Source organism: Acidobacteriota bacterium, assembly GCA_003225175.1.
Taxonomy (GTDB): domain Bacteria; phylum Acidobacteriota; class Terriglobia; order Terriglobales; family Acidobacteriaceae; genus Gp1-AA112.
This window is the reverse complement of record QIBA01000015.1, coordinates 1-10,698: the sequence shown is the minus strand read 5'-3', so window position 1 is coordinate 10,698 and position 10,698 is coordinate 1. Positions and strand designations below refer to the sequence as shown.

General features: G+C 55.8%; 12 protein-coding genes and 1 pseudogene. 5 read left to right on the top strand and 8 right to left on the bottom strand.

Annotated features, from left to right (window positions below; all coding sequences use genetic code 11):
* The first annotated feature begins 66 nt into the window (after positions 1–66).
* Positions 67–714, top strand: a complete 648-nt coding sequence (locus DMG62_00500; protein PYY24972.1) for a class I SAM-dependent methyltransferase — start codon at positions 67–69, stop codon at positions 712–714.
* Between the two features lie 281 nt (positions 715–995).
* On the opposite strand, the gene DMG62_00495 is transcribed toward DMG62_00500, so the two are convergent.
* Positions 996–1,574, bottom strand: coding sequence for a hypothetical protein (locus tag DMG62_00495; protein PYY24971.1), 579 nt, complete (start codon positions 1,572–1,574; stop codon positions 996–998).
* A gap of 61 nt (positions 1,575–1,635) precedes the next feature.
* Positions 1,636–2,094, bottom strand: a complete 459-nt coding sequence (locus DMG62_00490) for a hypothetical protein (GenBank protein ID PYY24970.1) — start codon at positions 2,092–2,094, stop codon at positions 1,636–1,638.
* A 504-nt stretch (positions 2,095–2,598) separates the two neighbouring features.
* Here DMG62_00490 and DMG62_00485 point away from each other — a divergent pair.
* A complete protein-coding gene (locus DMG62_00485; GenBank protein PYY24969.1) occupies positions 2,599–3,042 on the top strand; it encodes a hypothetical protein in 444 nt (147 codons plus the stop codon).
* Positions 3,043–3,135: 93 nt separating this feature from the next.
* Here DMG62_00485 and DMG62_00480 read toward each other — a convergent pair whose 3' ends face one another.
* The 6 genes and pseudogenes from DMG62_00480 to DMG62_00455 form a co-directional block, all read right to left on the bottom strand.
* Positions 3,136–4,155: a hypothetical protein gene (locus DMG62_00480; protein ID PYY24968.1), complete on the bottom strand. Its 1,020-nt coding sequence runs from the start codon at positions 4,153–4,155 to the stop codon at positions 3,136–3,138.
* Positions 4,152–5,141, bottom strand: coding sequence for a hypothetical protein (locus DMG62_00475; GenBank protein ID PYY24967.1), 990 nt, complete (start codon positions 5,139–5,141; stop codon positions 4,152–4,154). The genes DMG62_00480 and DMG62_00475 overlap by 4 nt, the downstream gene beginning before the upstream one ends.
* A 427-nt stretch (positions 5,142–5,568) precedes the next feature.
* Positions 5,569–6,548: pseudogene (locus tag DMG62_00470) on the bottom strand (bifunctional transcriptional activator/DNA repair enzyme protein Ada).
* Between the two features lie 199 nt (positions 6,549–6,747).
* Positions 6,748–7,320 carry a hypothetical protein gene (locus DMG62_00465; GenBank protein PYY24966.1) on the bottom strand — a complete coding sequence of 191 codons (573 nt, stop codon included), beginning with the start codon at positions 7,318–7,320 and terminating at the stop codon, positions 6,748–6,750.
* Between the two features lie 28 nt (positions 7,321–7,348).
* Positions 7,349–7,600 carry a hypothetical protein gene (locus DMG62_00460; protein ID PYY24965.1) on the bottom strand — a complete coding sequence of 84 codons (252 nt, stop codon included), beginning with the start codon at positions 7,598–7,600 and terminating at the stop codon, positions 7,349–7,351.
* Between the two features lie 105 nt (positions 7,601–7,705).
* Entirely contained in the window at positions 7,706–8,431 is a 726-nt protein-coding gene (locus DMG62_00455; protein ID PYY24964.1) for a hypothetical protein, read from the bottom strand.
* A gap of 119 nt (positions 8,432–8,550) precedes the next feature.
* On the opposite strand from DMG62_00455, the gene DMG62_00450 reads away from it, so the two are divergent.
* Genes DMG62_00450 through DMG62_00440 form a run of 3 tightly spaced genes read left to right on the top strand, consistent with a single transcriptional unit; the run spans position 8,551 to position 10,192 of the window.
* Positions 8,551–8,775 carry a hypothetical protein gene (locus tag DMG62_00450; GenBank protein PYY24963.1) on the top strand — a complete coding sequence of 75 codons (225 nt, stop codon included), beginning with the start codon at positions 8,551–8,553 and terminating at the stop codon, positions 8,773–8,775.
* Complete coding sequence (locus DMG62_00445; protein PYY24962.1) at positions 8,772–9,755, top strand: hypothetical protein; 984 nt, start codon at positions 8,772–8,774, stop codon at positions 9,753–9,755. The genes DMG62_00450 and DMG62_00445 overlap by 4 nt, the downstream gene beginning before the upstream one ends.
* Positions 9,752–10,192: a hypothetical protein gene (locus DMG62_00440; GenBank protein PYY24961.1), complete on the top strand. Its 441-nt coding sequence runs from the start codon at positions 9,752–9,754 to the stop codon at positions 10,190–10,192. Before DMG62_00445 ends, DMG62_00440 begins: the two co-directional genes overlap by 4 nt.
* Positions 10,193–10,698: the final 506 nt, after the last annotated feature.

The following is a 10,698-nucleotide window of genomic DNA, read 5'->3' as shown; positions in this document are numbered from 1 at the left end:
TGGTTTCTGGAACACAGGCCCTAGAGTTTGAAACAATTATCACAGCCAGCCTGCTGAGCGTAATCAATGGACGACGAACTTATTACTTCGATCCGAGACAACTATGACCGGCTGGCTGATGAATATGCGCGTCACCTCTTCGGCGAACTTGCAAACAAACCCCTGGACTGCCAGCTCGTAAGTGATTTCGCGGCACAAACCCGCGGGCGCGGCGAGGTATGCGACATCGGTTGCGGTCCCGGTCAGGTCGCGCGTTATTTGCGAGATGCAGGCGCAAACGTATTCGGCCTCGATCTCTCTCCCGAAATGATCAGCCAGGCCCAAAGGCTGAATCCTGACGTCCCTTTTCGAGAAGGAAATATGTTGGCCCTTGATTTGCCGGCTGGAGAGCTGGCTGGAATTGCGGCTTTTTACGCCATTGTGAATATCCCGCGAGGATCGCTCCCGCTTGCATTCAGCGAGATGCACCGGGCGCTGCAGCCAGGCGGTGTGTTGCTTCTCGGGCTCCATGTGGGCACGGAAACGCTTCATCCCGCGGAATTGTGGGGCAAGCAGGTTTCCATGGATTGGTTCTTCTTTTCAAGCGCTGAGATCGAGCAGCTGCTTGAAGCTGCCGGCTTCATTATCAAAGAAGTAAAAGTACGAGAGCCCTACAGCCCAGATGTTGAGCACCAGAGCCGAAGAGCATACATCTTCGCGCGAAAGGCGCTTTGACTGCGCAGTAGATGAAAACCATTCTCTGGCTGATCGTCGCTGGATACGCATTCTCGACGAGCCTTTTGAAGGCTGGCGAAAAAACACTCTGACTGGGTAATTGTCCAACGATTGGATCTATCGCATATAGTCGTCGACGATGAACCAAACACAGAAAGCAACGCCGAAGTCCTGCGACTCTGAAAAATCAGCAATATCGAATTGTGTCGCCGCTGGAAAACTCTGATATGGAATGCCGCGTCGGCTCACCTGACGTCATCGAGCCGAAAAGTTAGTGTGACTCACCTTTGATCCCGATATGGCAACTCGATGGTCCTGCTTTTGAGAGAGCGCCGGTGCGTGATCTTCAATGGCAGCCGGGTTCGATCGCGCGCAAAGTCCCGGAATGTAACTGGCTCAGGATGAAAAATCCGATGAACGATCGTGCGGTTTTCCTTGTCGCGTATCTCAAGAGAGCGCTTATCCATGGCATAGTGAAGCTCTGCCACATCTTCCCAGCGTATGATCTTCTCCCGTCCAAGCCAGTGGCGTGAAACAACTCCCTGCATATCAATCACGAGAGTCCGCGGATAGAGAAAAGCAAGTCCCAGCAACAGACCGAAGCAAACGTATCCCAGCCACCGCTCGCGAGGCTCGCATGAACTCCAGCAGTACGCAAAAAAACACACAATGAGAAATGCGGTCAGAAGAAAGAAGGCTCGGATCTCCTGCATAGGCTGAAAGACCGTCCGCCCGGCGTCTGGATTCGCTTTTCTTACAGTCGGCCTCGTGCGCACCCAGAAACGCCAGGCAACGTGCACGATCAAAACCAGGAATGGAACAGCGAGGACAACGAGCTGCTTTAGTGTCTGGCCCGGCATAGGCTTAAACGGATATTTCAGGAAACTCCCTCACTTTCGCGATCTCGAAAGTGATCTTGGACTATTCCCGGCGGATCCGCTTGCGGAGTCGCGTCGAGGGTTCTGCACACAGGCAGGAAGATAGTTGCGATCGCCGTGAGATCACGATCGCTGTTAATCCATCCCCAAAAGTTTTGAGTTTATCAACGCATCGCCGCAGGTGCGCAAGATTGCTTGCAATGATCTTGAGTTGAAAGACGTTCGGCTCGCCGATTCGATGACATTCCCGGACTTCCGGAGTTTTGGATAGACGCTTGAGCAGTTTAGGTTCGCGCACGCCTAGTCGCAAGAACGCACTGACCCCTGAGTTCGGAGCCTGGGAATCTGAAATGGGACCCCAGTCCATGAGACCTTCTGCAAGTCGATTGATGCGGTCAGCGATGCTTGGCTGTGGCAGTCCTAGCCTTCGCGATATCTGCGCAAGCGACATTCCCGATTCCTTCTGCAGCAATTCGATGATGTCCCAATCCAACATATCCATTTTGAAACTGCCATTTCCGCGTTCCAATAAACGGTCCCCCAAATTGGCCCCGGCCGTAAAAGCGATACCTTGATTCCGGTCCAGTCGATATCAATTTGGTTCGATATGCTTCCAGCTTAAGAAACCTGCCTGGCGTCTTCCATCCGGTTATTGCTGTTGAATTGGCTCTCAGCCAAATACTCAGCCCAGTTGAATTACTCCACGATTGGCAAGCGACTGCAGTTGAAATGTGAGTGTCTCGGCCGCTCGGAGACGACAACCACCCCAGGAACACACTCGCTCTGACCAGCCGGGACTCCTAACCATGGCTGCACTGGAAAAAATACTCAATAACCACTTAGCGGTTCCTGGTCATGACCAGATCGGAAAACGAATAAAAACAGTCGTCTCCGGCTGGGTCGTTCCTAAATGAGTAGGAGTTATACCAGGATAATTTCCCATCTTGTCCGTCGATCGCAAGGATGCGATAAGCATAGGGGCCGCTCGTCTTCGAGGTCGGAGTGTATGGAACTGACAGCCAGAAATGAAGCCGTGCTGAGCATGAGCTTCAAAGCCGCTTTCCTGCTTTCCGCAGATGCTGAGCTTGCGGAGGCCGTCGTAATTGAAGGCCTCGAAAACGATGACAGCGATGAGATCTCATTGGAGAGACTCGTGACCTGCGCAGTACTCGATGGCAGCCTGGCTCGCTTCCCGGCTGTGCGGAAGGCATGTCAGAGATTCCGTTTCCTGGCGCCGCAACTGAGATCCGTCCTCAATCTGCAGGACGACCTGCGCCGCTGCTTCGTCCTCCGCACGCTGGTAGGTCTGTCCGCACAGAAATGTGCTGTCTTGCTCAACTTGAGTCCCGAATCCGTTAACGAACGTGCAGGAACTGCTGCGAAAGAATTGGCACAAATTCCCGGACAGGGATATGTGCCGGCGAAGGAAGCGGCTGCACTCGACAACTGAAACGGCCGCTGAACCGCAGCAACGCTCCGGCCCCCGCTTCAAAGACTCCATGCACGGGTTGAATTTGCCAGAGTAGAAGCATGTGACAGCCGCTTAACTGGCCAGCGGTGGCCTAATCCCAGCGCCTCCGCGCAGGCGACGTTCCAGGGCGACGCCCAGCCACACCAGACTGCCGCCGACTAACAGCAGATGCACAAACCACGCCTCCGCCGATTTCGCGACCACAAACTGAAAGTAAAAGGTATAGACGTTGATGATGAGAAAGGTGATCCCATAAGCGCGCAGAATCGGCTGTCCAATCGTTCCGGAGAGCCAGATGGAGGCCGCACTGACCAGCGCCCAGAGGGCGCTGAAAGCCAGCCGCTCTCCATCGGTTCCGTACCAGCGCGCGTGGTCTTCGAAGTAGCCGAAGACGGACATGAACCAGAGAGCGAAGTGGATGAGCAAGAGTCCGAGATGGCCATAAACGCGCGAAAATTCCTGAAACGGGCGAATCTCACGGGCGTGCATCCAGGCAACAAGCAAGAAGACGATTCCCATTCCAAGAAAGCGCATTGGATACGTCATACCCAGCCAGTACATTCCCCACCCCGACACGTATCCGGTCTCGCCGCCGAAGTATACAAAGAAGCAGACGGCGGCATGAATGAGGATGAGGCGGTTCCTTAGCGCGTATGCCAGGAGGGTGAGCAGCACCGCCTGCACTCCGATCAGCGAAGGCCAGTTCTTTGATCCCGCCGAGAAATCAACCGCCAGCAGGAACGTGAGGCCTTGCAGAGCGAAGCCGCCGGCAAGCTCGAGAGCGGCGCCCGTCTTTACCAGTTCTCTGGAGTTCGCTACGTAACGTCCGAGCGCGATAAAGCCCACAGTCCCAAGCGCGAGTCCCGCCTCGCCGAGCCGAAGGCCGTTTACGAATTCCTTCGCCAGCAGCACCGCTCCCGTGCCCATGGTGACTGCGCCTAAAATCGTGAACCAGCGCACGAGGACGAGAATGTCCCACGGAGTTGTCGGATATCGTTCCGCAATTCTCCGCGCCTGCGTGACGGTAAGGATTTGCTGCTGCGTCAGCGAGGCGAGTTCGGCGGCAATACCCCGATTGACGACGGCAGTCATGCCAACCTCCGTTGCGCCTGCCGCAGAATGGTCTCGCACAGCATTCCCAGCACGAACAGCGCAAGCCCGCCGACCAGGAAGAACACGCTGGCGTGCATGCGGTTCCAGAACCTTTCGTAGTAACGCGTGAAAATGTTGATGGCAAATGTTGTTACGCCAAAACCGGTAAGCAGCGGATTGTGGAGTCGGGCTCCGGCCACGATCTCGGCTAGCGATACGGCGGACAACGCTGCGATCCAAAAGCTCGCATCGCCCCATTGATGGCCACCTTCGATGGTGAGAATCAGCAGCGAGAGATTGAGATAAATAAGGCCCAGAGTTTCGTAGGCCTGGAAGAAGCGGCCGGTCTGCGGCCTGAGCTCGCGCTCGTGATAAATGCCTACCAGGACCGCGGCGAGCGCAGCCAGGCTCATCATGCGCGGATCCTGAATCGAAATTTCGTAGGTCGATTGGCCCCACATCTGGTTCCAGGTGCCGACCCAGTGAAAGAATTCCAGCAGACCCAGAACGAGCAGGAATGTGTTCCCGAATCGGTACGCAAGATATCCGATCGGAATCAGGACAATCGGGCCAGTGAGAAGCACTGACTGATTGGTCTTCATGCCCATCGCATCGAGCGCAACACCGACGCCAAGCGTCGCCGCCATCACTCCCAGCATCACAACTGCCTTGGAGGAAAGCGAGTAACGCTCCAGCTTGTCCATCGCCAGCTTGATGCCGGCGGCAGTGAGGAGCGATCCGGCAGCCAGCATCAGCAGCGCGGCCACGATCTTCGATCCCGAAATGGCAGCCACCAGACCAAGCAGCCCAAAGAAGGCGAGGATGCCGCCCGCCACCCCGAACGACTTGATCACCCGCCCGAGACCGAACTCCTTGGCGCCGTAACGCTCGCGCAGAAGGTCGTGCGTGCTCTTCGGCACCAGCCCATCAGCAAGCCACTGGCCCAAGTCCTGCGCCAGCCGCTCTCGAACCGCGCTGCTCGCCATTGCGTCGCTCCTTTTTTCAGCGTTCTCCGGAAATGGGAAACTCAGACTTGAGCTGCCCGATTCTACAATCGGCCGCTCTGCCTGCAGCCCCGTTTATCAGAGAAGAACCAAGAAGGGCAGCGGGCTGAGCGTTCAATAATCGGCGCGAGCGAATGCGGTTCTGTGGTAAGACGCCCCGGTGGGTACTCGTCGGTCAGTAGAATTGTCCCGAATGCTGCCGGCGAGAGACGGCCAGGTCAAAAGGGTAATTTAGCCGTTATTGATGACTTGAGTATGGAGCTGTAAACCTGCACCAGGTTGAGAGTTCGCAGCGTAACGAGCGCTTCTTCGACTGCAGTGCCGTGACTCCTTATTGGCAGCGTCTCTCGCGCATGTCCTCCAAAAACCCGATGCGCCATGATTGTGACGCAATCCAGGGTGTGAACGTCTAGTGCACCTGAGGTCGATGTGCCCGCTCCTGATCAATAAATGTTCTCTTTCGCGCGAGCCCCCATCGATATCCACCCAACTCTCCGCTTCCCCGCACCACGCGATGACATGGAATCACGAGCGCCACAGTGTTACTCGCGCAGGCCCTGGCTACTGCCCTTGCAGACTTCGGCGCCCCGATCCCGGCGGCGACTTCTCCGTAAGACTGGACTGAGCCATACGGAATCGACTGCAGATAGTTCCAGACACGCATCTGAAACGCTGTCGCTCTGATGTCGAGCGGCAGATCAAGATGGGGCTGCCGGCCTGCAATGTATTGCGTGAGGGCGGTTACCCAGGAATTAAATTCGGCTGAACAAAGACCACGATCGGTGGCGCCGATCATCATCAGTCCGATCGGCGACTCGACTGTCACATGTGTAATGGCAACATCGCGGACTCCCTGACGATATTGCCTGGGCGTCATACCGAGTCGCGTATCGGCTCGTTCATAGACACGGCTCGAAGAGCCATACCCGACGTCGTACACCGCTTCGGTTACATCTTTCTAACTCTTCAGGCTCGTTTTCATTTTTTAAGCCGAATGGCTTCCATGTACTGTTTTGGACTTACGCCCACCATGGCTTTGAAGCTTCGCTGCAGATGAAACACACTCAATCCAGCTTTTGCCGCCAGATGCTCCAGCTTCAGAGAGACTTCGCTGTTCTCCTCGATGTAGCGACATAGCCGTTGAATTCGTTCGGTATTGGGGTCGCTTCCGATGGCCGCCAGCGGCCGGCAGCGAAGACAGGCGCGCAGCCCATTGCGCTCGGCATCGCGTGGAGTTTCATAAAATCGCACATTCTTGCGAAGAGGTTGCCGTGCCGCGCACGAGGGCCGGCAATACACTCCCGTCGTCAAAACTCCGAAGAAGAATTTGCCGTACTGATCGCGATCGCGCTTGGTAACGGCTTCCCAGCATTTTTCCTGATCCAGCATTTTGTTTCCGTCTTTCTCGATCACACATGATCGGATTCCGCGTCAGTTTAGAAAATCCACGCGCAATCTCGCTATCCGATCTTTGCTTTCAAATTCAACGACGTGAATCTCTTGCCATGGAGCCACTCGCAGACAGATTTCAGAGCCTGGTTACCGCACCTGGCATAAAGAACGCTCAGAGGCCTGGGATATGTCTACCTCAGAGGGTCGCCGGGACCCGACGCCAAAACCCCGCATACTCGACAGGAATGCCCTGCTGATCGACGTGAATGTCTGCGGAAAAATCGCCGTTCCGACTTGAGTAGCGATACAAATCGTGAGCGAGGCGCTCATATCGCTGCGGCAAACGCTCAATTGTAAGATCGGGAAATTTGATCCAGGCTGCATTGATAGTGTCAGAATCCCCGCCGACCGCGAGATTGAGCCGCCGAATGGGCAACAGGTTCGTCGATGGAGACCAGCCGAGATCGATATCGACGCAGCCTTCGAGTTCCCGAACCTCGCGGTTATCTACCGCCCAGTGACCATTCCCGGCTGCGATGCCCAGAGTACGAGTTGTGCCCTTAAACCTGATCTCAATCACGGCTCTCTGCGTTCTCCATGAGTGATCGCAATAGATTTCATAACGCGAGTCGGCGGCGATTCCCTCGTGCAGCGTCACAATCGTGCCGCTAAGAGACCAGCCCGCTGTGACCGGCAACAAAGAGAAGCTTTCCAATCCCGGAACGGTAAGCCGTTCCCAGGCGCAGGTGAATGGGGCATACGAGGACATTTTGATTCACAAAAGGGAAAGCGAAGCTCTATTGCGGTGGCCGTTGTGCTCGGGGGTCGTTCCAAGAACGAACTTCAATTATCACGCCGTAGCGCAGCCCGGGATGCGATTGTGCGATTCTTACCGCTTCCTTAAGATCGACCGCTTCGATAAAGTTCAGGACAATTACACGACTTTCATTGCTCGATGCGACTTCATCATCACTAAGCTGAAAACTCTCATCGTCCAGCACGCGCGGTTCAAGCTCGCGGCCATCCTTGAGTTGCTGCAGAGCCCACAATTACCGCGTACTCTCGCAGGAAGCGAGGTCCTAGAATTGCCACCGTGCGCCTGGTCTCGAGTTACTCGGCCACGCGCATGTGATGACTCTGCCATCGTGGCCGATTCATATTCTATGGCTGGTCTCGTCAGTACCAGTCTCGAATTGCCCATCTGAGATCGCTTCTGCGGCGTGACCAGAATTGTCTCGGGCTTGCGCGTCATAGGCGCCGCGCTCTTTTTTGCTCTGGCGCACCGGCAACAGTTCTGAATGACTTCCCGGAAAGGCGAAATGATAGACGAACTCCAGGCGTTCCTTTCGTAATCGATTGCCGACAACATCCCGGGTGTGAAGTTTGCAAAATTCACAGAAATCTGCGGCCTCGATTATCGTTCTACCCGATTCCAGCTGCCGACATTCAAGCCAGCCCCGCTGAATCCATTGTTCCACGGTATCGACACGAACCTGGAGCAGAGAAGCGAGCGTGTATTTGGTAAAGCTATCCTTTCCCATTTTGGCGTTTGCTCCCAGGCGATAGAGCATGTGCCAGATCGAGCTGCGGGAGCGGTGCATAAGTTTCCCGATCTCACTGACCGGGTGCAGATCCAGAAGTTTGATGAGCCGCTGCTGATCCGTGACCGTCCATGATTTTTGCACCCGCATCGGCGAAATGCCCATGGTTCTGGCAAAGCGACGGCAAGCCGATCTGGGATATCCGGTTTCCCGTGCCAGCGTGGCAATCAACGCGCGCAGTTCCGGGCCGCGAGCATTCAGGTTTTCACGCACTAGGTCGCGTGCCGCCTTGGGCCAGCGCAGCGACCGACGCACTTTATCGATTGTTGCCTCTGCCATTTTGTCCTCATGTCGAGAATTTCCGTAGCAGCGATCCCGAACAGGCCATGAATGCGTTACTTACGGAACAAAATCTGAACCTCTATTGAGAAAGAGTTTCCTTGCTTCGGAAAACTCAAATGGCGAGGCTAAATGCAAGTGAACTGGCACAGAAAGGAAAGGCTAAGCACGCCTGGATAATAAAAGGGAGGGCGAAGATTACACCTACGACCTTGGTCGCGGCGCCTCCGAGTTATGCCGCCGCCTGTTCCGTTTTCGTAACAAAAAGGTATTTCCACTCTGGCCTTGCGCCTGCCCTCTACGATATTGTCCGTCCCTCGGTGGCACAAGCTGTTCAGATGTGAATTTCGAAAAGGAATTCCCGATGGCCAAGAAAAGAAAGACCGCTCCAGCAAAAGCCACGCTCGCGCGAGATCAGGCTGCCATTCAGCTCAACGTCTTCGACGGAACCAGACAGCCATTCCCGAGTGGCAAGAACCTGCTGATCCGAATCCTCGATGGATCGCAGACCCAGCTGGTGAGTCGCTTTTATAAGAAATCCTCATTCGAGTTCGACGTGCCGTTCTCAGACAACTTCAAAGACAACTACACCGTCCTCGTGACCTGCGACGGCTATCGCGACGCGGGCTTCTTTCCCGTCAAGGTTTCGCCGGATGCGCCTTCGCGGGTTGATCTCATGCTGGTACCCAGGCGGGCAAAATACCGGTTCCCAAGCTGGGACGAACTCAAAGCAGACCACCAACGCTTCGCCGATTTTCTCAACTGCGAGAGAGACGTTGGCACCGCCAGAACCCGCTACGACGAACTGCGGCAGAGCCGCGAGCCGGCCCTGGCATCGCTTCTGAATCTCACGGCTGCGATGTCGGGCATTCACTTACCCGTCGGAACGCCGCTCGACTACTTCAGGCAGATCGAATGGGCGGCATCGCTGGCACAGGACCGCTTCTTCGGCTTTGCCGATGCCGAGATCGTCAATCAAGTGAAGACCGCGTGGAAACAGGGAGAGTTTGAGCCCGAGGCCTCGCCGGGTATCTTCCACGATGACGCGACCAGCAGCTACAAACAGATCCAGTTTGGAGAGGCCAACGTCCAGTTGACCTTCCACGAAAACACAGTGAAGACGATCGCCGGCATCAAGTGCATCCGCGTAGAACCGGACATCGATTACTATCGGGATCCCGCCGCCCATGCCCTCCTCGAAGTGATTCCCAACACTCTGTCACATGGGCTGACGGATCCGCAGGTCGTCTATGTTCTCCGCTGGATCGCCGGCAGACACGCGGGGGTTCAGGAGTTTGATCCGGGATATGTTCTGGTCGAATGAACCTGGAAGAGATCGAACGAAATGTTGTGTCTTTCAAGTCCCATTTCGGGCGGGGACAGCTTGCAGTCTCCTACTTCTTCTTCGCCTTGACCGCTGCCCAGCGTCTTCTCTGCGCTGCCGCAATCCGTTGCCGCGCGCCTGCGCTCATGCGGCGAGGTCCTCGTTTTTCACTCGAAGCCGCGTTCGATGAGTTGGACACCGTCCGCTGGCCTGAACCCCTGCCTGCGTTTTTTCGAACAGCCCAGCGCCTCTTCTGTGCAGCCGAAATTCTGGCCCTGGCTTCCTCGCTCATACGCCTACGGCCTCTTCTTCGAGTCGCGCCCCTCATTCCAGCCATGTCAGAGGCGGCAAGTACATTCCTGGCTTCGCTTAAGCGGCCGATTTCAAGATCCAGCTGGCGAACGAGTTCCTGCCTGTTCATAGCGGCCGAAGTATAGCAGACGGCAGAGATAAGTCTGCTGCCGTGAATGACTTACGCCCTTTTCCCAGCTTCGGGGGAAGCTGGTCGGCTCCCCCACCTTATTTATATGGCCTAATTACCCTGTTTTCTGATTCCAACCCGGTCGGTTTTCAGACCTCTGAATCCTTTCAGCCGCTCGAAGCTAACCGCGCTCGAAGTGGCCTCTTGTGCCGCCCTGAGTTTGTGGCGCTTCCCCGAAGGTATCGCCGCTCTGTTGTCGTTCTTTTCCTGTGTCACACGAAGAGATCGCTGACCTGCGGTCGCGCAGCGCCGTCCGAGCGCTGGATGAGGCTTCCAGAAATGGGACTGGCAGCGTTTCGTGTGATGAGATGTGTCCCCCACGGTTCCAGGCACAATGATGCTGCCGCTCAAGCCGTACAAAGTCACAGAATGCGACATCCTGGACGCGATCTCTGACCGCGTTTTGCAGGACCGGGATGCCGTCGAAAAGCTCACGCGCTCTCTGCGCGAGCATTGCTTTTT

What these genes read in the sequence shown, in the direction of transcription:
- DMG62_00500 (PYY24972.1), top strand. Translation starts at nt 67, where the DNA reads ATGGACGACGAACTTATTACTTCGATCCGAGACAACTATGACCGGCTG.
- DMG62_00495 (PYY24971.1), bottom strand. Translation starts at nt 1,574, where the DNA reads ATGCCGGGCCAGACACTAAAGCAGCTCGTTGTCCTCGCTGTTCCATTC.
- DMG62_00490 (PYY24970.1), bottom strand. Translation starts at nt 2,094, where the DNA reads ATGGATATGTTGGATTGGGACATCATCGAATTGCTGCAGAAGGAATCG.
- DMG62_00485 (PYY24969.1), top strand. Translation starts at nt 2,599, where the DNA reads ATGGAACTGACAGCCAGAAATGAAGCCGTGCTGAGCATGAGCTTCAAA.
- DMG62_00480 (PYY24968.1), bottom strand. Translation starts at nt 4,155, where the DNA reads ATGACTGCCGTCGTCAATCGGGGTATTGCCGCCGAACTCGCCTCGCTG.
- DMG62_00475 (PYY24967.1), bottom strand. Translation starts at nt 5,141, where the DNA reads ATGGCGAGCAGCGCGGTTCGAGAGCGGCTGGCGCAGGACTTGGGCCAG.
- DMG62_00465 (PYY24966.1), bottom strand. Translation starts at nt 7,320, where the DNA reads ATGTCCTCGTATGCCCCATTCACCTGCGCCTGGGAACGGCTTACCGTT.
- DMG62_00455 (PYY24964.1), bottom strand. Translation starts at nt 8,431, where the DNA reads ATGGCAGAGGCAACAATCGATAAAGTGCGTCGGTCGCTGCGCTGGCCC.
- DMG62_00450 (PYY24963.1), top strand. Translation starts at nt 8,551, where the DNA reads ATGGCGAGGCTAAATGCAAGTGAACTGGCACAGAAAGGAAAGGCTAAG.
- DMG62_00440 (PYY24961.1), top strand. Translation starts at nt 9,752, where the DNA reads ATGAACCTGGAAGAGATCGAACGAAATGTTGTGTCTTTCAAGTCCCAT.